Raw genomic sequence first — 19,753 nt, forward strand, 5'->3', positions numbered from 1 at the left:
AGGCCTCACGCGCCGGATTTGTGGTTGTTATCGCCGGCCTCGTCGTCGATCGCCATGGTCTGCTGCGCGGCGAGGAAATTGCCGACATGGCTGAGGCCATCGAAATGGTCGCAGAACACCTTGATGACCACCAGCAGCGGCACCGCCATCAGCGCGCCGACGAAACCCCAGAGCCATGACCAGAAGGCGATGGCGATGAAGATCGCCACCGCGTTTATCTCGAGCCGCCGGCCGACCACCGTCGGGGTCACGAACTGGCCCTCGACGATGTCGCACAACAAAACGAAGGCGGGTGCCAGCAACGCGTAGGGGATCGTATCGAAGCTGATCAGCGCGATGATCGTGACCAGCAGCAAGGTGATCAGCCCGCCGACATAGGGCAGGAAGTTGAGCAGCGCCGCGGCCGCGCCCCAGACCTGCGGGTTCGGCATCCCAAGTCCCCAAAGGCCAAGTCCGATCACCGTGCCGAGGCCGGCATTGATGGCCGCCACGGTAAGCAGGTAATGGGAAATCTCGTGCTCGACGTCATAGACGATGCGCAGCGCGCGCTTCTTGTCGCTGAGGTGGGCGAAGGACTGGACGATCTTCTCGTAGAACAAGGTGCCGGAGGCGAGCAGGAACAGCGACAGCACGAAGACGAGGGTGATGCTCGTGCCGGCTCCCAGAATGTTGCTGGCCGCCGTCGACAGGATGCCGGACGGCGCCAGCGCGACCTTCTGCACGCCCGGTTCCTGCGATGTCTCGGTCAGGGCCTGCAGTTGACGCGAGAGATCCATGACCCTCTCGAGCGGACGCTTGAAAGGCGCCAGCCGCTCGGTGAGTTGCTCGCCGATCGAGTAGCTGTTGTTGATGAGGTCGATGACCGGGCCGCTGAGCAGGTAACCGGCGCTGGCGAAGACGAAGAGGGACAGCAACACCAGCAGTGTCGCGGAGGCCACCTCGGGGATGCCGCGCTTGCGCAGGAAGCGCACGATCGGGGTCAGCGTCAGCGCCAGCAGGAAGGCGAGGATCACCGGCATGAAGAAGGCGCGGGCGAAATAAAGCGCGGCGATCGTTATCAGCACGAAGATGCCGATCAGCAGCAATCGAATCAGGCGCAATTCGGCGCGGGCGCTGGCGCGCTCGTCCGGGCTTTCGGCAACGTTCGAACCCGAAGCGCTCGTTTCGACCTTCATCCGTTCCCTCGCGATCGCCGAGGAAAACGTACGCGCCGCCGCCAAGGTTCCTTAGCCGGCGGTGAGGGCGCATCTTGCCGGGCAGGCGTCCTCAGGCGACGGGCGCCGGCGCGGCCTTCGCCGTTTCCTTGCGCACGACCGGCGCCACCTTGGTGCCGTAGAGCTCGATCGCCTTCATGACCTTGGCATGCGGCATCGTGCCGATCGCCATCTGCAACAGGAAGCGGTCGTTGCCGAAGATCTTGTGCTGGGCGACGATCTTTTCCGCCACCTGTTCGGGATCGCCGACGAACAGCGCGCCGTTCGGCCCGCGCGACTGATCGAAATGCGCCCGCGAGGTCGGCCCCCAGCCGCGCTCGCGGCCGATGCGGTTCATCACCTCGGCCTGCGGTGCGTAGAAATCGTCGGCCGCCTTCTCGGTCGTCTCGCCGACGAAGCCATGCACGTTCAAGCTAGTCGCGAGCGAGGCGGGATCGTTGCCGGCGCGCCTTGCCGCCTCGCGATAGATCTCGAACAGCGGCGCGAAGCGGGCCGGCTCGCCGCCGATGATGGCAAGCGCCAGCGGCAGGCCGAGCACGCCGGCGCGGGCGGCGGACTGCGGCGTCCCGCCAATGGCGATCCAGATCGGCAGCTTGTCCCGGAAAGGTCGGGGATAGACGCCGCGGCCGTTGATCGGCGCGCGCAGCTTGCCCTGCCACGTCACCTTCACCTGGTCGCGGATGGCAAGCAGGAGATCGAGCTTCTCGGCGAAGAGCTCGTCATAGTCCTCGAGATTGTAACCGAACAGCGGAAACGATTCGATGAAGGAGCCGCGCCCGGCCATGATCTCGGCGCGGCCGCCGGACAGAAGGTCGAGCGTCGCGAACTGCTGGAAGACCCGCACCGGATCGTCGGAAGAAAGCACCGTGACCGCGCTGGTGAGCTTGATCCGCTTCGTCCGCTCCGCGGCCGCGGCCAGCGCCACGACCGGCGCCGAGGCTGCATAGTCGGGGCGATGGTGTTCGCCGAGGCCGAACACGTCGAGACCGACCTGGTCGGCCAGCTCGACCTCCTCGATCAGGTTGCGCAGCCGTTCGTGCGGGCCGATGGCGCCGGGGCCCGGCTCCGGGCTGACATCCGCGAAAGTGTAGAGGCCAAGTTCCATTTTCATGCATCCTGATGCGCCGCTTGGGCGTTGATTGTTGGCGCTAGAGGTAGCGACCGGCCCCCAGAGCCGCCAGAGGCGCGATTTGTGAACAGTGCATCGCGCCGCAACGACGTATCCCGACGGCAACAGCCCAGATTTTCATGGCTGGCATACCGTTTTGGCGCTTGAACTCACCGCTTTCGCGCGTATGTAAGCGTCGCGAATTGACTTCAGGGAAGTGGACTTGGCTATTTACAGGGAAAAAGACATATTCGAGCGGCGCAACGCCGCGAACGAGGCAAAGAAGGCGCTCCTGGAGCGCTTCAAGTCAAAGCCGGCGGCGGACGATCCAGCGGTTCTGGCGCGTCAGGCGGAACGCAAGGCGATCCTCGAGGCCCGTGCGATCCGCGAGGCCGAGAAGGCCCGATTGAAGCAGGAAAAGCTGGCGCGCGAAGCGGCCGAGAAGGCTGAACGCGAGGCAGTGGCCGAAGCGGCCCGTATTGCTGCCGAAGAGGCAGCGGCTGCCGAGGCCAAGATCCGCGAAGCCGAGGAAACCGAACGCATCGCCCGCCTGCTCGCCGAGGAGGCCGAACGCAAGGCCAAGCGCGATGCGCGCTACGCCGCCCGCAAGGCGCGCGTCGGTCGCACGCCTCCTGGCTTCTCGGCCCGCTAGGTTCGAGTTCGTTCGAAAAATAAATCAGGGTCGCCAGGAGCGGCCCTGAGTGCGTTCGTGCTGCATCAGGCGACGAGCTTCAGCCCGACGATGCCGCAGACGATCAGCCCGATGCAGGCAAGCCGCACCGCGGTCGCCGGCTCGCCGAGCAGCCATATGCCGAGCAAGGCCGTGCCGACAGTGCCGATGCCGGTCCACACCGCATAAGCCGTGCCGACGGGCAATGTCTTCAACGCAAGCCCGAGCAGGCCAAGGCTGACGATCATCGAGACGATCGTGAGCACGGTCGGCAGCGGCTTCGAGAAACCATCGGTATATTTGAGGCCGATCGCCCAGCCGATCTCGAACAGGCCGGCGAAGAAAAGGAAGTTCCAGGACATTGCGAACGCTCCATCGATCGAGCATCGAATGCTCGACGTTTGACGTGGCGGGTCGTCCCGGCCGGGTTTCGGGGAAGCGAGGTCGTCCTCGCGGTACCGATATAGTGAGTTCTGTACCCCGATCAACAAAACACCGGCAGCATTCGCATGCCGCCGGTTCAAATCCGCATCGAGACGGATCGGCCGCGCTGACGGCCTACTTCTCCTTGATGCGCATCGCCTTGACCGGCGGCGCCTTCGGAGCCGGGGCCGCGGCCGGTTTCTTGGCGTCCTTTTTCGGCTTGCGGGGTTCCTTGCCCGCCTTCATCGCACCTTTCGCCATGATTCGCTCCTCCGATTTGTGGGCAGCACAAGTGAAACAAGAGAAGCGCCCGACCGCAAGAGGCCGCTTGCAGCTTCGAAAGCCGGCTTGCGCTATGTCAACCGTTTTCCCTTGATCCCGCGACCTCGGGATCGATCAGGCAACAGAAATGCATAGGGGCATCTGAACCTCGGAGCGGCTGGCGCATTGTCGGTGGAGCTTTGGGCGGCGGCCGCTGAGCTCCCACTTGGAAGAGGATCGGAAGCGCATGGCAGGGCATAGCGGCTCGAAAAGAGTGATCTACGCCGCGCTCGCCGGCAATGTTGCGATCGCCCTGACCAAATTCGCCGCAGCGTTCTTCACAGGCTCTTCAGCCATGCTGTCGGAGGGCGTGCATTCGCTGGTCGACACCGGCAATGGCGCGCTTCTGCTTTACGGCATGCGCCGTGCCGCGCGCCCGCCCGACCGCACGCATCCGCTCGGACACGGACGCGAACTCTATTTCTGGAGCTTTATCGTCGCGCTTCTGGTTTTCGCGCTGGGCGCGGGCGTTTCCTTCTATGAGGGCGTGATCCACATCATGGCGCCCGAGCCGATCGTCAACGCCAAGGTCAACTACATCGTGCTTGGTCTTTCTTTTCTGTTCGAAGGCAGTTCCTGGCTGGTGGCGCTGAAGGAGTTCCGGGGACAGAAGGGAAGGCTGGGTTGGTTCGAGGCGGTCCGGATGAGCAAGGATCCCAGCATCTACACGGTGCTGTTCGAGGACAGCGCCGCGCTGCTCGGCCTCGTCGTCGCCTTCGTCGGCATCCTGTCTGCCGAGCTCCTGGGTATCCCCGAGCTCGACGGCGCCGGCTCGATCGGCATCGCCGTCATCCTGGGCGCCACCGCCATCTTCTTGGCGCGCGAGAGCAAGGGTCTGCTCATCGGTGAGCCCGCTTCGCCCGAGGTGCAGCGCAAGGTTCTGGCGATCGCTCAGGAAGACCCGGCCGTGCAGCGGGCGAACGGCATACTGAGCGTCCATATCGGCCCGGAGGAGATCGTCGCAGGCCTAAGCATCGAATTCGAGGATCATCTCACGGCGCCTGAGATCGAAGCCTGCGTTGAACGCCTGGAGGCGCGACTGAAAAGCGACATGCCCGAAATCACCAGGCTGTTCGTCAAGCCGCAGGCGACCGGCACATGGGAGCGCAGGCGTAAGGCTATCGCCGGGGCCTTCGAAGAGGATTAGATTTGAGCGAAGCAATCTTTTGGGAGCATGCCGAATGAGAATCGACGGCGGGTGTCATTGCGGCGCCATCACCTACGAAGCGGAAGTCGATCCCGAAAAGACCTCGATCTGCCATTGCACCGATTGCCAGCAACTGACGGGAACGGCCTTTCGCGTGACGGTGGGCGCGCCAGAAGAGGATTACCGGATTACCAAGGGCACGCCGAAGGTCTACATCAAGACCGGATCCAGCGGCGCCAAGCGCGCTCAGGGGTTTTGCGGCGAATGCGGATCGCATCTCTATGCCACGTCGGTCGGCGATGGACCGAAAATCTACGGCATTCGGGTGGGCACGGCGCGCCAGCGCGACCAGCTGGTGCCGAGAAGACAGGTTTGGCACCGCTCGGCGTTGCACTGGCTGCCGGAAATCGAAGGCATCACCACCATCGAGGAGCAGTAACGGAGTTACGACAGCTCAGTCGTCGCCTTCGACGACGCGCAGCCTGAGCTGACCCGTCTTGGAATCGGCCACGCGCGCGCCCGCCTCCACCTTGGCAGGCCCGCGTGGCGGTTCGGGTTCGCCCTCGGCGAACTCCAGCGCCTCGATCTTCTGCCCGCGTTTGGTGACCTTCGTCGTCGAGACGAGGATGTCGTCGATATCCCTGGCCGCCTGGCCGAAATGCGTCTGCAGGCGGCGCACGCGCTCGTCGACTCGCGCCACGTCCTCCATCAGGCGGATGACCTCGCCCTGGATCAGATGCGCCTGCTCGCGCATGCGCGCGTCCTTCAGGATCGCCTGGATGACCTGGATCGACAGCATCAGCAATGACGGCGAGACGATGACGACGCGGGCGCGGTGCGCCTTCTGCACCACGGCCTCGAAATTCTCGTGAATCTCGGCGAACACCGATTCCGAGGGCACGAACATGAAGGCGGTGTCCTGCGTCTCGCCCTGGATAAGGTATTTTTCCGCGATATCGCGGATATGCACCTCGATGTCGCGCCGGAACGCCTGCGCCGCCGCCTTCTGCAAGTCAGCGGCTTCGGCGGCACGAATGGCATTCCAGGCCTCCAGCGGAAACTTGGCGTCGATGGCGAGCATCGGCGCGCCGTTCGGCATCCGCACCAGGCAGTCGGGCCGGCTGCCGTTGGAAAGGCTCGCCTGGAACTCGTAGGCGCCGTGCGGCAGGCCGTCGGCAATGATCGCCTCCATGCGCGACTGGCCGAAGGCGCCGCGAGTCTGCTTGTTGGAGAGGATCGCCTGCAGCTGCACGACCTGTCCGGCTAAAGACTGGATGTTGCCCTGCGCCGTGTCGATCACCGCCAGCCGCTCCTGCAGTTTGGCCAGGCTCTCATGCGTCGACTTGGTCTGCTCGGCCATGGTCTGGCCAAGACGGCCGGTCATGGCGTCGAGCCGCTGTCCGAGCGATTGGGTGAGCTCGGCCTGCCTGGCGCCGAACACTTCGGCGATAGCGCCCATGCGACCCTGCATCTCGGCCTGCGCCTGAAGAATGTCCGCCATCCTGGCCTCGGTGTCGCGGGCATGGTCGGCCGCTTCGGCCGCCGCTGCCGCGCCCGCCTTTCCCGCGCGCCACAACGCGATGACGAGCGCCAGGAACAGCGTCAGCAGCAGCAGCGCTCCGAAGCCAAGCGCCTCGCCGAGCCTGATCGTGGTGGCGCCGAGCCGCGCGACGGGTTGCGAAAAGATCGAGGTCATGTCGTTCATTTGGGCAGCATAGCCGATTCGCTCTGCTGGCACAGATCAAAACGTGAACAAGTCAAAGCCGCCCCGGTTGACGCTTTTCCATCGACGTCTTAGGTGAGACGCCATGTCGATCAAGCCGCTCATCATCCTTCCCGATCCGATCCTGCGCCAGGTTTCCAAACCGGTCGAGCGCGTCGATGGTGACTTGCGCAAGCTCACCGACGACATGCTGGAAACCATGTATGACGCGCCGGGAATCGGGCTGGCGGCGATCCAGGTCGGCGAGCCGCGGCGTTTGCTGGTCATCGACCTCGCCAAGGAAGGCGAGCCGCCGGCGCCGCATGTCTTCATCAATCCGGAAATCCTCGAAAGCTCCGACGAGCGCTCGGTTTATGAGGAAGGCTGCCTGTCGATCCCTGACTACTATGCCGAGGTCGAGCGTCCCGCAGCGGTGCGGGTGAAATATCTCGACCGCGACGGCAAGCTGCAGGAGATGCAGGCCGAAGGCCTGATGGCGACCTGCCTGCAGCACGAGATCGACCATCTTAACGGCGTGCTGTTCATCGACCACATCTCGAAGCTGAAGCGCGACATGGTGGTCAGGAAATTCAAGAAGCTCGCCAAGGACAAGGCGCCGGGCAAGATGGCGGGCTGAACCTCATTCGAGCATTCCACGCAGGATCCAGTCTTTCCCGACTTCGATGGCTTTGGAAGCCAATTCAAACGCAAGCGCGCGAGACTTTGGCGAGAATATTAAACCACGACTAATGCCACTGCAAAAAGCGGCGTGAGGTAGACAGCGAATGCTCGCTCACGTCGTTTGGACAACTCGCCCTTCGTAGATTCCTCATCGAGCGATTTGAACCTGGCGTACGACACGCCCCAATGTCTTTTGACGAGTCTTCATATGAATGGCTCCGAAGGGGCAAGAGGCCCGAATCATATAAGGAAAGCATTCGAACTTGGTTACCGAAGAGTCTTTAAGCGCCGCGCAAACCCGTGCTGGGTATGATTGAGCAAATCGCCTAACCATGATATCATGATATCAAATTGGAGGCTTAGCCTTGAGCGATATGCTAATCAGAAATGTACCAGAACCCCTAAAGCGCGAAATTGAGCAAGCCGCTCGAAAAGTCGGCCAGAGCCTATCGGGCAAAGCCATCGATCTTTTGTGGAAGGGCATGAGTGTGGAAAAGGAAAGAAGGCTAGAGCCAAACTTCTCAGCATGGGAGAGTATCCGCTCCGCATTCGCAAACGAAAGCGCAATTGACAACGAGTTTGCTGAGACAATGGCTGAAATCGAAGCTGCGAGGAAACAGGACTTTGGCCCCTTGGTCGAGGGTTTCGATTGATTATTCTCGATACCAACGTCGTTTCCGAAGCAAGCAGGATCACACCTGATCCGAACGTGGTCGAATGGTTTCGCAAACAGGATCTGCTCAATCTTTACCTGTGCGGCCCGGTCGTCATGGAACAATCTTTCGGCGCCGAAAGATTTCTGAATAAGACCGGCTCTGATCGACACGTTCGTGCTCTCGACCATCTGATCTCGAAGCAGTTTTCGGGTCGCATCGTTGACTTTGCTGGCTCGGTACCTCGCCTTACCGGCAAGCTTCGGGCAATGCGGGAAAATATCGGTCGTCCGGTCAGTCTTTCCGATGCCATGATTGCGGCTATCTGTCTGGCCCATGACGCTACGCTTGCGACACGCAATGTTCGCGACTTCGACGAGCTTGGCCTGAAGCTCGTGAACCCGTTTGAAGCGGACGCCTGAACATAGCATGGCAGGAGAAATGCCCCTTCGCGTCATCTTCATGGGCACGCCGGAGTTTTCCGTGCCGACGCTCAGCGCCATCGCCGAGGCCGGCCACGAGATCGCCGCCGTCTATACGCAGCCGCCGCGCGCCGCCGGCCGGCGCGGGTTGGAATTGACGCCCTCGCCCGTGCAGCGCGAGGCGGAACGGCTCGGGCTCGAGGTGCGCACGCCGACATCGCTCAAGGCAGAGACGGAGCAGCAGGCCTTTGCCGGTTTGCGGGCCGATGTCGCCGTGGTCGTCGCCTATGGCCTCCTTCTGCCGAAACCCGTTCTTGAGGCCACCAGGCTCGGTTGCCTCAACGGCCATGCATCACTTTTGCCGCGTTGGCGCGGTGCTGCTCCCATACAGCGCGCCATCATGGCCGGCGATGTCGAAACCGGCATGATGGTGATGCGCATGGAAGAGGGGCTGGACACCGGCCCGGTGGCATTGGTTGAAAAATGCGTCATTGGTCCCGATATGACCGCCGGGGAATTGCATGACCTCCTCATGGCTCGAGGCGCCTCGCTGATGGTGGATGCGCTCGCACAGTTGGGGATAAATTGTCTGACATTTGCCCCGCAGGCGACGGAAGGGGTGACCTATGCGCGAAAGATCGATAAATCGGAGACACGCGTAGACTGGACGCGGCCTGCCGGCGAAGTCCACAATCACATTCGCGGCCTGTCGCCCTTTCCGGGCGCGTGGTGCGAGGTCGAAATTGGTGGCCGCGTGGAGCGGCTGAAACTGCTTCGCTCGACGCTTTCCAACGGCGTCGGCGAGTCGGGAGGTATTCTCGATGATCGGCTGACGGTCGCCTGCGGGTCAGGCGCGGTGCGGCTGGTCGAAGTTCAACGGGCGGGTGGAAGGCCCGCCGCCGCGCAGGAGTTTTTGCGCGGGGCCAAGATCGAAAAAGGAACGAAACTCCAATGAGCATGATGTCGATACGTGCGGCGACGCCGCGGGATCGCGAGGCGATCCGCCTCGTCGAAGAGCATGCCTTCGGCCAGCAGGCGGAGGCCGGCCTGGTCGATGCGCTGGTCACCGGCGGCGACGCCGTCGTCGAGCTGGTTGCGGAAGAAGATGGCCAGGTCGTCGGCCACATTCTGTTTTCCAGGCTTTTTGTGCAGAACGGCGGCAAGCGCTTCGCGGCCGTGGCGCTGGCGCCGCTGGCCGTCGAGCCGTCCTTCCACGGCACCGGCATCGGCGGCGCGCTGATCCGCGAGGCGCATGTCCGTCTGAAGGAGGCTGGCGAGGCTTTGGCGGTGGTGCTCGGCGATCCGGCCTATTACGGCCGCTTCGGCTACACCCACGCCCGCGCCGAGAAATTCGAGAGCGAATACCAGGGCGAGGCGCTGCAGGCGCTGGCCTGGGGCGACGCGCCCGAGGCCGGCAGACTGCTATACGCTTCGGCCTTCACCGCGCTGGCCGCCTAGGCGAGCGCCAAACGCAGAGCTGGCATGCCGCGTTTTCGGCTCGATATCGAATATGACGGCAGCCAATTCGCCGGCTGGCAGCATCAGGCGGACCAGCTTTCGGTGCAGCAGGCGATCGAGCAGGCGATCGAAAAGTTCTGCGGCGAAGAGGTGCGAATACGTGCCGCCGGCCGCACCGATGCCGGCGTGCACGCGACCGCCCAGGTGGCCCATGTCGATCTGGCCAGGGACTGGGCGGGCGACAAGGTGCGCGACGCCGTCAACGCCCATCTGCAGGCGGCTGGCGCGCGCATCGCCATCCTCAAGGCTGCCGTCGTCGCCGACGATTTCGATGCGCGGTTTTCCGCCACCGGCCGCCATTATCTCTATCGCATCCTCAACCGCCGTGCCCCGTCGGCGCTTGAAAAGGGCAAGGTCTGGTGGGTGCCGAAACGGCTCGATGCCGAGGCCATGCACGAGGCGGCGAGGGTGCTGCTCGGGCGGCACGATTTCACCACCTTCCGCTCCACCCAGTGCCAGGCCGAAAGCCCGGTGCGCACGCTTGACCGGCTCGATGTCACCCGTGCCGGAGATCTCCTCGAGGTGCGAACCTCGGCGCGCTCCTTCCTGCACAACCAGGTGCGCTCGATGGTCGGCTCACTGCGCAGGGTCGGCGACGGCTCCTGGAGCGCCGCCGATCTCAAGGCGGCGCTCGAAGCGCGCAACCGGGCAGCCTGCGGACAGGTAGCGCCGCCCGACGGCCTGTTCTTGGTCGGGGTGGACTATCCAGAAGACGTCTGAGGCGGCGTCGATCAGCCGGCGTCGTCCCCGGCGAGTTCGTCCGACCAATTCGCGCCGCCATAGAAGAGGCGCAGAATCACGACGCGCTCAGGCTCCACAACGAAAGCGACAGTTATCCGGCGCTCAAATCCGACGACGCGAAGGTCCGGCCGCACGTCATCACGGCGCGTGCCGCGTTCTGAGCCATGCTCGAGGCGCTCGCAGAACGCGCGGATGCGAGCGTCGTAGCGGTCTGCAAGGATGGGATTGCTGGCTTGAGCAATGAAGGTGTAAATGCGATCGAGATCGTCGCCGGGATCAAGCGTATAGACGACGGTCCGACGCCTCACGGTTTCTTTTGCGAATAGCGCTCGTGACGCTTGCGCGCCCGTTCTGCCATTTCCTCCGGCGAAATGCCTTTGCCGGGGTTTGCCTTCCACGCATCATAGGCCGGAGCGACCTCCGCGCGCAGCCAACGCTCCACCGCGGCGTCGCGCTCCTGAAGGGCGCGAAGCCCGGCGCGGATGACTTCGCTGCTGGTCGCATACGTGCCCGAGCGGACGAGCTGATCAATGAAGGCCGCTTGCTTGGCCGGCAGGCTGAAGGCGCGTTTTTCGGTAGCGGACATGGCTAGCGCTCCGGGAGGACAGTGGTGTGAAACTATCATACCCCCCTGTTTCACAGAAAAGACTCCGTCAGCCGGCCAAGATCAGCCCCTCGCGCCGTCCGGAATGTCGATGCCGAGCAGCGCCTGCAGCCCGAACAAGACGAGCAGCGAGGCGACGAACATGCCGACAAACACCGCGGTGCCGGCAGCCGCGCCCTTGCCGATCGTCGCGTTGGTCATGCGCCAGGTCAGCACCATCGACAGCGCGAACAGCAGCAGCGAGACCAGGCCGCTGACCTCGTCGGTCGAAGGGAGGAACAGCCTCAGCAGCGCCGAGGGCAGCATCAGCCAGGCGATGATCGCGGAAGCCCAATTGGAGGCGACGACGTAGTGGACGAAGCGGCCGCCGATGCCGGCGCGCGGCGCGACCAGCGCAAGCGCCACCAGCGGCAGCACCCAGGAACCGATGTCGACGGTTGCCAGCCGGAGCAGCATGCCGAGCCGCCCGGCGAACGCATTCGGATCGCCTATCTCATTGGCGATCCCGACCCAGCCGACGATCAGCGCCGGCGCCGCCACGACGATGGCGAAGAAGGAATTCCAAAAACCGTCCGCGGACAGATCGAGCATGCGCAGGCCGTCGGCCCTGCCGAGCATCAGCCGCCAGGCGCCGGCCAGCGAAGCAAAGGTTTCGTCCGTTGAGAGCATGGTCACGTCAGACCTTGTCCGAACCAGTCCTCGATAAAGCGCTCGTATATCCCTGTCAGCGTCTCGAGATCGGCGACCGCCACGCGCTCGTCGACCATGTGCATGGTCTTGCCGACCAGCCCGAACTCGACCACCGGGCAAAAATCCTTGATGAAACGCGCATCCGAAGTGCCGCCGGAGGTGGAGAGCGAAGGCCTCTTGCCGACCACCGCGGCCACGGAACCGCTCAGCGTGTCGATCAGCTTTTCGTCGCGGGTAAGGAAGACATGGCTCGGCCGGTCGCGCCAGACAAGCTCGTAGTCGACGGCGGTCTTCTTGCCCGGCCGATATTTCTTGCGGCCCGCCGCCTGGTCGAGCCGGTTGTGGATCTCGGCCTGGACGGTCTCGGCATCCCAAGTGTCGTTGAAGCGGATGTTGAACGTGGCGGTGGCCTTGGCCGGGATGACATTGGTCGCGGGGTTGCCGACGTCGATCGACGTCACTTCCAGATTGGTCGGCTGGAAATCCTTTGTTCCCCTGTCGAACACCGGATGGAGCAGCGCGTCGACAAGGCTCATAAGCCCGCGCACCGGGTTGTCGGCAAGTTGCGGATAGGCGGCGTGGCCCTGACGGCCATTGACGATGACGCTGCCGGAGAGCGAGCCGCGCCGGCCGATCTTGATCATATCGCCAAGCGCATCCGGATTGGTCGGCTCGCCGACGATCGAGGCGTCCCATTTCTCGCCCTTGGCGGCAGCCCAGTCGAGCAGCTTCACCGTGCCGTTGATGGCCGGCCCTTCCTCGTCGCCGGTGATCAGCAGCGAGACCGAGCCTTTCGGGCCGCCATTGTTCTCGATGTGGCGCGCCACCGCGGCGATGAAGCAGGCTATGCCGCCTTTCATGTCGACGGCGCCGCGGCCATACATCTCGCCATTGGCGATCTCGGCGGCAAAGGGCGGATGCGTCCACGCCGCCTCGTCGCCGACCGGCACCACGTCGGTATGGCCGGCAAACATCAGATGTGGGCCGTTGCCGGAGCGGCGCGCATAGAGATTTTCGATGTTCGGCGTGCCATCTTCCGAGAATATCGGCCGCTCGACGGCGAAGCCGAGTGGCTTCAGCATGTCTTCCAAGGTCTGCAGCGCGCCGCCTTCGGCGGGCGTCACGGAAGGGCAGCGGATCAGGGCGGCAAGGTTCTGGGCGGGGTCGGTCGGCAATTTCATGGCAAAGCGATAGTCGAAAGCGGCAGGCCTGTCACGGTGGCAGATGTTCGCCGAGCAAGCCGCCGACAATATGGTTGTCGTGTCGTATAGTCGCGCGGGCCAGGACGGGATGATCGCATGGCCAAAGAAGGAAAGACGATCGCGATAGCCGGCGCCGGCAGCATCGGCTGCTATGTCGGGGGCTGCCTGGCGCTCGCCGGGCGTAAGGTCGTCTTCCTTGGCCGCGGCCGCATTGTGGAGGCGTTGCGCAAGGACGGGCTGCGGATCAGCGATCTTGACGGCCGGGACCGACGCATCGGGCCTGAGACGCTGGCGGTCAGCGACGATCCGGCGCTGGCGCTGCGCAACGCGGATATCGTTCTGGTCACCGTAAAGAGCGGCGCGACCGAGGAGATGGCGGCGCTTGTTGCGGCTCATGTCCGCCCCGATGCCTTTGTGGTCAGCCTGCAGAATGGCGTCGACAATCCGGACAAACTGCGTGGAGCGCTTCCCGCGCATCGCGTGCTTGCCGGTATGGTCGCGTTCAATGTCGTGCAATCGCCGGATGGCGAGACGCCGTTCAGCGTCCGCCGCGCCAGCGACGGCATGATCATCATCGAGAATACTGAGCCAGGCCTTTCAGCACTGCTCAATGTCGAAGGACTTGGGGTCGAAACCCACGCCGACATGAGGGCTGTGCAGTGGAGCAAACTGCTGATGAACCTCAACAATGCGCTGGTCGCGCTCTCCGACCTGCCGCTGGCAACCGAATTGGCGGACCGCGGCTGGCGCGTCATTCTGGCGGACCAGATCGACGAGGCCCTGGCTGCAATGAAAGCTTGCCGTATCGAGCCGGCGCGCATCGCTGGGCCGCCACCATGGCTGCTGCCGAAAGTGCTGCGGCTTCCGGACTGGCTGTTCGGAATCCTGGCCCGGCGGCTGCTGGCGATCGACCCCAAGGCGCGCTCCTCGATGTGGGACGATCTCCAGCGCGGCAGGCCGACCGAGGTCGACGAATTGCAGGGAGCGATCCTGCGGCACGCGCAAAAGACCGGCGTGCCGGCGCCTGTGACGAAGCGCATCATGGCGCTGGTGCGTCAGGCGGAAGCGGACAGGCGCGGTCCGCCCGGATTGACGCCCCACGAGGTCAGCCGCGGTCCTCGATCAGCGTGATATTTGCGCGACAGGTTCGAGCTCAAATTCTCGGTCTCGTTGACGCCAAGGATGACGACATCGTCATTGACCGATTACATCACGCGTTATCTCTGTGATTTAGAGCCGGATCAGATTTGAGGTCGAAACGACCTAAAAATCATCCGGCGCTAGCGGTCGGCCGGCGCATTCGTGCGGCTGCCGTAGCGATTGGATCCGGGCTGTCCCGGAAACAGGCAGAGCACCAGGAAGGCAACGATCGACACGACGGGAACGAACAGCACCAGCGCCGCGATGCCCGGCTTGTCGAGGTCGTGCAGCCGCTTCACTGCCAGCACGACGTTCGACCACAACGAGGCGAGGAACGTGAGGAAGAAAACGAACGACCACATGTTGCTCTCGGCCGAACCTTCCGGCACCAGCGTGAAGCGATAAAGCGGAAAGGCCTGGACGATAGCAACCAGCAATCCGCCGAGAAAATAAGCCGCGCGGCTGACGCGGCCCGAGGTTTTGAAGAAGAGCCAGATGAAGTCTGCTTTTTCAGGCAAGCGGGTCCGGTCCGTATTGATTGGCGCCCCTGGTGCCTTCGAGCATGCCCAGTTCGATGAGCAGCCAGATGCCGCCGATGATGGGTATAAGGCCGATCAGTGTCCACCAGCCCGACTTCTTACGGTCGTGCCAGCGTTTGGCATAGAGAGCAATCGCGAAATAGATCGATGCCAGCGCGACCAGGATGCCGAGGATGCCGATCTGGTCGCCGCCGGCGGTGGTGAAACGTGTGCCGAGGATCGAGTCGAGAATGAACGCAATGATGGCGATGACGATGAATATGCCGATGCCGGCCCAGAACTTGGCCCGGTTGATGCGGCCGTCGAAACTCGTCAGCAGATACTTCCAGTCCATGACGCCCCTCCGTTGAACCAGCGCGACGGAATGTCGCGCCGGCGGAGGGTGCGTCTGTTCGCGGGAAAGATCAATCGCGCAGCAATTCGTTGATCGACGTCTTGGAGCGGGTCCTGGCGTCGACGCGTTTGACGATGACGGCGCAGTAGAGGCTCGGCCCCGGCTCGCCATTGGGCAGCGGCTTGCCCGGCAGCGAGCCGGCGACGACCACCGAATTTTCCGGCACTTCACCGTAGAAGACCTCGCCGGTGGCGCGGTCGACGATCTTGGTCGACTGGCCGATGAACACGCCCATGCCGAGCACCGAGCCTTCGCGCACGATGCAGCCTTCGACCACCTCGGAGCGCGCGCCGATGAAGCAATTGTCCTCGATGATGGTCGGACCGGCCTGCATCGGTTCCAGCACGCCGCCAATGCCGACGCCGCCGGAGAGATGCACGTTCTTGCCGATCTGGGCGCAAGAGCCGACCGAGGCCCAGGTGTCGACCATGGTGCCTGTATCGACATAAGCGCCGACATTGACGAAGGACGGCATCAGCACCGCGCCCGGCGCGACATAGGCCGAGCGGCGCACGACCGAGGACGGCACGGCGCGGAAGCCGGCCTTCTCGAAATCGACCGCGCCCCAGCCCTCGAACTTCGACGGCACCTTGTCCCACCATACCGAGTGGCCCGGGCCGCCCTTGATGATCTCCATCGGGTTCAGCCGGAAGGAGAGCAGCACCGCCTTCTTCAGCCACTGGTTGACCAGCCATTTGCCGTCGTCCTGCCGCTCGGCGACGCGAACCACGCCGCGGTCGAGCAAGTCGAGCGCCGACTGGATGGCGTCGCGCGTTTCGCCGCGGGTCGCGGTCGAAATCGTATCGCGCTCCTCGAAGGCCTTTTCGATGGTCTTTTCGAGGCTCGCCAGATCGGGCTTCGACATGAATTTGCTCCATTACAAAGCTGTTAAGGCCTGCGCCTTAACCTGTTTTGAAATCGCGCGGACCCTATGTGAAGCCTTAATGGGGGTCAATCGCGACTGCGTCACGGGACGGCGCAAGTAAAGGAATTAGGACGGTGGATTCGATGACACCCATGGAAAAGGCGGGCTGGACGCCGCTGCCCCATTCGGACGAGGATCTCGAGCGGTCGAAAAGCGTGCCGGACACGCCGCAGACGCGGGCCGAAACCTATCGCCTGGCCTGGAACGATCCCGACTTCATGACGCGGCGCGAATTGCGTCCGGTGCGCCTGCAACTCGAGCTCTTGAAGCCGGAGATGATCCTTGCCGAGCGCGGCATCCGCTCGACCGTCATCCTGTTCGGCGGGGCGCGGCTTCCCGAGCCGGGCGGCGCCGCCTGGGCCGCCAAGAACGAGACGCAGAAGAAGAACCTCGAGCTGAACAGCAAATATTACGAAGAGGCGCGCAAGTTCGCCCGGCTGTGCTCGCAGCAGTCGGCCACATCCTATTATCGCGAATTCGTCGTCGTCACCGGCGGCGGACCGGGAGTCATGGAGGCGGGCAATCGCGGCGCCGACGATGTCGGCGCGCCGTCGATCGGCTTGAACATTGTGCTGCCGCACGAACAGGCGCCGAACGCCTATGTGACGCCCGAACTCTGCTTCAACTTCCACTATTTCGCCATCCGCAAGATGCATTTCGTCATGCGCGCCAAGGCGGTCGCCGTTTTTCCCGGCGGCTTCGGCACGATGGACGAATTCTTCGAGACGCTGACGCTGATCCAGACCGGGCGCATGGAGCGCGTGCCGGTGATCCTGTTCGGCAAGGCGTTCTGGCAACGGGCGATCGACCTCGACTTCCTTGCCGAGCAAGGCACGATCTCACCCGGCGACCAGGACATCATCGATTTCGTCGACACCGCCGACGAAGCCTGGGACATCGTTCGCCGCTTCTACAGCCTCTGAGCGCGTGCTCGTCGTTACCGCAATGACCAGCGAGTTCTGACGACGGCGCCGGCAATCTGGAGTTGGGTCAGCCCGGGACCTCGACGATTGCGGTCAGGAAGCCGGCGAGGTCGTCGGTGACGAAATCCACGTCGTCCTCATTCGCCGGGTCGCGCTCCCAGATCTCGGAGAAAGTCGGCTCGAAATTGCGCGGCACGACCAGCACCGTCGTCATGCCGAGCGATTTCGGCACCGAGAGGTTGCGCGCCAGGTCCTCGAACATCACCGCGTTGTGGCCGGTCACGGAATGCAGCTCGGCGAACCGCTCATAGGTCTGGCGGGCCGGCTTGGGGTTGAGACCCGCCGCGACGATGTCGAAGATGTCGTCGAAATGATCCAATACGCCGAGCTGGCGCGCGGCGCGCTCGGCATGCTTGCGGTCGCCATTGGTGAAAATGAACTTGCGGCCCGGCAATTGGCGGATCGCGGCACCGAGCACCGGATCGGGCACCAGCCAGGAATAGTCGATGTCGTGCACCTTCTCGAGGAAGTCGTCGGGGTCGATGCCGTGGCGCGCCATCAGCCCGTTCAGCGTCGTGCCGTACTCCAGGTAGAGCTCTTTCTGCAGCTTGCGCGCCTCCTCGCGCGAGAGCGTCAGCAGCTCGCCGACATAGGCGGTCATCTTCACGTCGATCTGCGCGAACAGATTCGAGTGATGCGGATAGAGCGTGTTGTCGAGGTCGAATACCCAATCCGTGACATGGGCAAAACGGGCGGGCTCGGGTGTCGTCGTCATGGCCTCCTTATGGCATGCGGACGCGGAGTTTATCCACAACTTCCGCGCGTCTTGCGTCGTGAAAATGGCGCCTCGCTTCAAATTTTAATCGTCCCGGAAAGGTCACCTTCAGCGCTTGCTGGCACAGAGGCAGTCCGTTGGGAGACAGCGATGAGTCGCATAATCTTGAAGTCTGCAGTCGTCGCGTTCGCTTCGGTCGCTGTCTCGCTCTTGTTGACGCTGGTTGTGGTCCCGGCCATGGGCTTTCCGATCAGCCGCACCGTCTGGCTGACGGCCACAGTTTGCCCTTTGATTCTCGCCTGGATCGCTAGCGTCGGCACCTTCTGGCAAAGCGACCGGCTGAAAAATGCGCATCGCGAGCTTGCCCGCGCGCATGCTCAGCTCGCCGCGGCCCACAGACGCCTGTCGGAGAAGGCAAGCCGCGACGACATGACCGGCATGCTCAACCGCGAGACCTTCTTCGCCGCGCTCGACGGTTCCCGGCGCAAGGCCGATCGCGGCGCCCTGCTGATCATCGATGCCGACCATTTCAAGACCATCAACGACAATTACGGTCACCTGACCGGCGACGATGCGCTGCTTCTGATCGCCGGCGCCATCGAGCGCGGCGTGCGCAGCGGCGATGTGCTCGGCCGAATCGGCGGCGAGGAGTTCGCCGCCTTCCTGGTTGGCGCCACCGAACCGGAAGCAAGGCGCGTGGCCGAGCGCATCCGCCGCGAGGTCGAACTGATCCGCTTTCGCCCTGTCGACGAGCGGACCGTGCCTTTGACGGTCTCGATCGGCGGCATCACCTGTGGCGAGAGCGCCACCGTGTCGGAGCTGATGCGCGCCGCCGACCGCAGGCTCTACGAGGCCAAGCATCGCGGCCGCAACCTGTCCGTTCTCGATCGCGACCTTTCGGAAGCCGCCTGAGGGCTTGCGGCTCTTCGGCACGACCATGGCGCGGAAGAATCTCGGCCGCGTGCGCATCGCCGACTGGATCGGCAAAGGCGGCGATTATCCGACGAATGAGGGGACGGCGGGCCATCACCATATGGGCGGCACCCGCATGGGTACCTGCCGGCTGGGCGGCCACCTCAGGAAGGTGATCACAGTCTGAACTCCCGACAGGCGGGCGGCGCCGGCGCCTGCAATGGCAACCGGCGCCGCCCTGGCGCGCCTTTGGGGGTCGGATCTACAGTCCGTAAACGGCGACCCGCACCAGCACGGCCGCGGCGGCAAGTGCCACCAGCAGGATGCCGAGGCCGATGGGCGAGCCCCAGCCATACCATTCCATGGCCAGCTTGGCGTATCTGTACTCCTCCTCATGCGAGAGAGGGGGGCGCTGTTGAATCAAGCTCATTGTTCACTCCTGTCGGCGACTTTGCCCTTGCTTCGCAAAGGGTGGCATCGCATATTGATACGATAGTCTGAATGTTAGACAACTTGATAGTTAGATGATCGAACTAAATTCGTCAAGCATGAATCGTGCTGAGATGACGGCCGCCGTCAGCCGTGCCGTCATGCGCTGGCAGGACGCGACGCAAGCCTATGACGAGGCGGTCGGGGAGCGGCTTGGGCTGATCGCGGCCGAGCGGCATTGTCTGGGCTTGCTCTACGCGGGGCCGCAATCGGCCGGCGCCGTGGCGGCGGCGACGGGGCTGACGCCGGCAGCGGTGACGGCCTTGATCGACCGCCTTGAGGCGCGTGGGCTCGTTACCCGAACCCGCAGCCTGGAAGACAGGCGCAAGGTGGTGATCGAGGCGACCGAGCTGACCAGAGAATTTTCGGAGCGCTACTATGGCGCCATCGCGCGCGAGGGCGAGAAAGTGATGGCGGGTTTCAGCGACGCCGAGTTGGCGACCGTGCTGCGCTTCATCGACGCCGCGCTGAAGCTGCAGAGCGAGCAGTTGGCGAGGATCAAGGCCGAGCCGGCTTCGGCCGGCTGATGCCCGAGCGACCCAACACTGGCGGCTTGCTTC

General features: G+C 63.7%; 27 protein-coding genes and 1 pseudogene. 14 read left to right on the forward strand and 14 right to left on the reverse strand.

Annotated features, from left to right (window positions below; all coding sequences use genetic code 11):
* Window positions 1–5: 5 nt before the first annotated feature.
* Window positions 6–1,175 carry an AI-2E family transporter gene (locus tag CK215_RS19100; protein WP_067003075.1) on the reverse strand — a complete coding sequence of 390 codons (1,170 nt, stop codon included), beginning with the start codon at window positions 1,173–1,175 and terminating at the stop codon, window positions 6–8.
* Window positions 1,176–1,266: 91 nt separating this feature from the next.
* Window positions 1,267–2,319, reverse strand: coding sequence for an LLM class flavin-dependent oxidoreductase (locus CK215_RS19105; protein ID WP_067003073.1), 1,053 nt, complete (start codon window positions 2,317–2,319; stop codon window positions 1,267–1,269).
* Between the two features lie 226 nt (window positions 2,320–2,545).
* Here CK215_RS19105 and CK215_RS19110 point away from each other — a divergent pair, with 226 nt between their 5' ends.
* Window positions 2,546–2,974, forward strand: a complete 429-nt coding sequence (locus CK215_RS19110) for a DUF6481 family protein (RefSeq protein WP_095776825.1) — start codon at window positions 2,546–2,548, stop codon at window positions 2,972–2,974.
* Between the two features lie 65 nt (window positions 2,975–3,039).
* Here CK215_RS19110 and sugE read toward each other — a convergent pair whose 3' ends face one another.
* Window positions 3,040–3,354, reverse strand: coding sequence for a quaternary ammonium compound efflux SMR transporter SugE (sugE, locus tag CK215_RS19115; RefSeq protein ID WP_095831840.1), 315 nt, complete (start codon window positions 3,352–3,354; stop codon window positions 3,040–3,042).
* A 196-nt stretch (window positions 3,355–3,550) separates the two neighbouring features.
* Window positions 3,551–3,676 carry a hypothetical protein gene (locus CK215_RS32265; protein WP_082953831.1) on the reverse strand — a complete coding sequence of 42 codons (126 nt, stop codon included), beginning with the start codon at window positions 3,674–3,676 and terminating at the stop codon, window positions 3,551–3,553.
* A 247-nt stretch (window positions 3,677–3,923) separates the two neighbouring features.
* Here CK215_RS32265 and CK215_RS19125 point away from each other — a divergent pair, with 247 nt between their 5' ends.
* Window positions 3,924–4,883, forward strand: a complete 960-nt coding sequence (locus CK215_RS19125) for a cation diffusion facilitator family transporter (protein WP_095831926.1) — start codon at window positions 3,924–3,926, stop codon at window positions 4,881–4,883.
* Window positions 4,884–4,917: 34 nt separating this feature from the next.
* Complete coding sequence (locus tag CK215_RS19130) at window positions 4,918–5,322, forward strand: GFA family protein (protein ID WP_067323761.1); 405 nt, start codon at window positions 4,918–4,920, stop codon at window positions 5,320–5,322.
* Window positions 5,323–5,337: 15 nt separating this feature from the next.
* On the opposite strand, the gene CK215_RS19135 is transcribed toward CK215_RS19130, so the two are convergent.
* A complete protein-coding gene (locus CK215_RS19135; RefSeq protein ID WP_095831841.1) occupies window positions 5,338–6,588 on the reverse strand; it encodes a DNA recombination protein RmuC in 1,251 nt (416 codons plus the stop codon).
* A gap of 103 nt (window positions 6,589–6,691) precedes the next feature.
* Between CK215_RS19135 and def the strand changes: the two genes are divergently transcribed.
* From def to truA, 6 genes are all read left to right on the forward strand, one after another.
* Window positions 6,692–7,222, forward strand: coding sequence for a peptide deformylase (gene def, locus CK215_RS19140; RefSeq protein WP_067003060.1), 531 nt, complete (start codon window positions 6,692–6,694; stop codon window positions 7,220–7,222).
* Between the two features lie 418 nt (window positions 7,223–7,640).
* The gene (locus tag CK215_RS19145) at window positions 7,641–7,919 is read left to right on the forward strand and encodes a plasmid stabilization protein (RefSeq protein WP_082953832.1); all 279 of its coding nucleotides are present in this window, start codon (window positions 7,641–7,643) and stop codon (window positions 7,917–7,919) included.
* On the forward strand, window positions 7,916–8,341 hold the full coding sequence (locus CK215_RS19150) for a type II toxin-antitoxin system VapC family toxin (RefSeq protein ID WP_095776830.1): 426 nt from the start codon (window positions 7,916–7,918) through the stop codon (window positions 8,339–8,341). The genes CK215_RS19145 and CK215_RS19150 overlap by 4 nt, the downstream gene beginning before the upstream one ends.
* A 19-nt stretch (window positions 8,342–8,360) precedes the next feature.
* On the forward strand, window positions 8,361–9,296 hold the full coding sequence (gene fmt / locus CK215_RS19155; protein ID WP_067003054.1) for a methionyl-tRNA formyltransferase: 936 nt from the start codon (window positions 8,361–8,363) through the stop codon (window positions 9,294–9,296).
* Window positions 9,293–9,799: an N-acetyltransferase gene (locus CK215_RS19160; protein WP_067323775.1), complete on the forward strand. Its 507-nt coding sequence runs from the start codon at window positions 9,293–9,295 to the stop codon at window positions 9,797–9,799. Before fmt ends, CK215_RS19160 begins: the two co-directional genes overlap by 4 nt.
* A 24-nt stretch (window positions 9,800–9,823) precedes the next feature.
* Entirely contained in the window at window positions 9,824–10,579 is a 756-nt protein-coding gene (truA, locus tag CK215_RS19165) for a tRNA pseudouridine(38-40) synthase TruA (protein WP_095827310.1), read from the forward strand.
* An 11-nt stretch (window positions 10,580–10,590) separates the two neighbouring features.
* Here the strand turns inward: truA and CK215_RS19170 are convergent, their stop codons facing one another.
* The 4 genes from CK215_RS19170 to dapE all read right to left on the reverse strand — a co-directional run bounded on the left by CK215_RS19170 (window position 10,591) and on the right by dapE (window position 13,075).
* Window positions 10,591–10,908 carry a type II toxin-antitoxin system RelE/ParE family toxin gene (locus CK215_RS19170; protein ID WP_095831842.1) on the reverse strand — a complete coding sequence of 106 codons (318 nt, stop codon included), beginning with the start codon at window positions 10,906–10,908 and terminating at the stop codon, window positions 10,591–10,593.
* Window positions 10,905–11,186 (reverse strand): type II toxin-antitoxin system ParD family antitoxin, encoded by a 282-nt coding sequence (locus CK215_RS19175; protein ID WP_095827308.1) that lies wholly within the window; start codon window positions 11,184–11,186, stop codon window positions 10,905–10,907. The genes CK215_RS19170 and CK215_RS19175 overlap by 4 nt, the downstream gene beginning before the upstream one ends.
* 81 nt (window positions 11,187–11,267) lie before the next feature.
* Window positions 11,268–11,873: a transporter gene (locus CK215_RS19180; protein WP_067323778.1), complete on the reverse strand. Its 606-nt coding sequence runs from the start codon at window positions 11,871–11,873 to the stop codon at window positions 11,268–11,270.
* 2 nt (window positions 11,874–11,875) lie between these two features.
* On the reverse strand, window positions 11,876–13,075 hold the full coding sequence (gene dapE, locus CK215_RS19185) for a succinyl-diaminopimelate desuccinylase (RefSeq protein WP_067003044.1): 1,200 nt from the start codon (window positions 13,073–13,075) through the stop codon (window positions 11,876–11,878).
* 117 nt (window positions 13,076–13,192) lie between these two features.
* Here dapE and CK215_RS19190 point away from each other — a divergent pair, with 117 nt between their 5' ends.
* Window positions 13,193–14,227 (forward strand): 2-dehydropantoate 2-reductase, encoded by a 1,035-nt coding sequence (locus CK215_RS19190; RefSeq protein WP_095831843.1) that lies wholly within the window; start codon window positions 13,193–13,195, stop codon window positions 14,225–14,227.
* 149 nt (window positions 14,228–14,376) lie between these two features.
* On the opposite strand, the gene CK215_RS19195 is transcribed toward CK215_RS19190, so the two are convergent.
* The 3 genes from CK215_RS19195 to dapD form a co-directional block, all read right to left on the reverse strand.
* The gene (locus tag CK215_RS19195; protein WP_067003040.1) at window positions 14,377–14,754 is read right to left on the reverse strand and encodes a DUF805 domain-containing protein; all 378 of its coding nucleotides are present in this window, start codon (window positions 14,752–14,754) and stop codon (window positions 14,377–14,379) included.
* The gene (locus tag CK215_RS19200; protein WP_095831844.1) at window positions 14,747–15,109 is read right to left on the reverse strand and encodes a DUF805 domain-containing protein; all 363 of its coding nucleotides are present in this window, start codon (window positions 15,107–15,109) and stop codon (window positions 14,747–14,749) included. Before CK215_RS19200 ends, CK215_RS19195 begins: the two co-directional genes overlap by 8 nt.
* Window positions 15,110–15,179: 70 nt before the next feature.
* Complete coding sequence (gene dapD, locus CK215_RS19205) at window positions 15,180–16,034, reverse strand: 2,3,4,5-tetrahydropyridine-2,6-dicarboxylate N-succinyltransferase (RefSeq protein WP_095831845.1); 855 nt, start codon at window positions 16,032–16,034, stop codon at window positions 15,180–15,182.
* A gap of 143 nt (window positions 16,035–16,177) precedes the next feature.
* Here dapD and CK215_RS19210 point away from each other — a divergent pair, with 143 nt between their 5' ends.
* Window positions 16,178–17,017: an LOG family protein gene (locus tag CK215_RS19210; protein ID WP_082953833.1), complete on the forward strand. Its 840-nt coding sequence runs from the start codon at window positions 16,178–16,180 to the stop codon at window positions 17,015–17,017.
* Between the two features lie 67 nt (window positions 17,018–17,084).
* On the opposite strand, the gene CK215_RS19215 is transcribed toward CK215_RS19210, so the two are convergent.
* Complete coding sequence (locus CK215_RS19215) at window positions 17,085–17,792, reverse strand: pyrimidine 5'-nucleotidase (RefSeq protein WP_067003034.1); 708 nt, start codon at window positions 17,790–17,792, stop codon at window positions 17,085–17,087.
* Between the two features lie 150 nt (window positions 17,793–17,942).
* Between CK215_RS19215 and CK215_RS19220 the strand changes: the two genes are divergently transcribed.
* The gene (locus tag CK215_RS19220) at window positions 17,943–18,704 is read left to right on the forward strand and encodes a GGDEF domain-containing protein (RefSeq protein WP_067323795.1); all 762 of its coding nucleotides are present in this window, start codon (window positions 17,943–17,945) and stop codon (window positions 18,702–18,704) included.
* Window positions 18,703–18,849: pseudogene (locus tag CK215_RS19225) on the forward strand (GMC family oxidoreductase); the annotation flags it as partial. The gene CK215_RS19220 and the pseudogene CK215_RS19225, both read left to right, overlap by 2 nt.
* A gap of 117 nt (window positions 18,850–18,966) precedes the next feature.
* Here CK215_RS19225 and CK215_RS31355 read toward each other — a convergent pair.
* The gene (locus tag CK215_RS31355) at window positions 18,967–19,134 is read right to left on the reverse strand and encodes a hypothetical protein (protein WP_164747443.1); all 168 of its coding nucleotides are present in this window, start codon (window positions 19,132–19,134) and stop codon (window positions 18,967–18,969) included.
* 94 nt (window positions 19,135–19,228) lie between these two features.
* Here CK215_RS31355 and CK215_RS19230 point away from each other — a divergent pair, with 94 nt between their 5' ends.
* Window positions 19,229–19,720 carry a MarR family transcriptional regulator gene (locus CK215_RS19230; protein WP_095831846.1) on the forward strand — a complete coding sequence of 164 codons (492 nt, stop codon included), beginning with the start codon at window positions 19,229–19,231 and terminating at the stop codon, window positions 19,718–19,720.
* Window positions 19,721–19,753: the final 33 nt, after the last annotated feature.

The sequence above is a fragment of the Mesorhizobium sp. WSM3864 genome, assembly GCF_002294955.1.
In the GTDB taxonomy this organism is placed as follows: Bacteria; Pseudomonadota; Alphaproteobacteria; order Rhizobiales; family Rhizobiaceae; genus Mesorhizobium.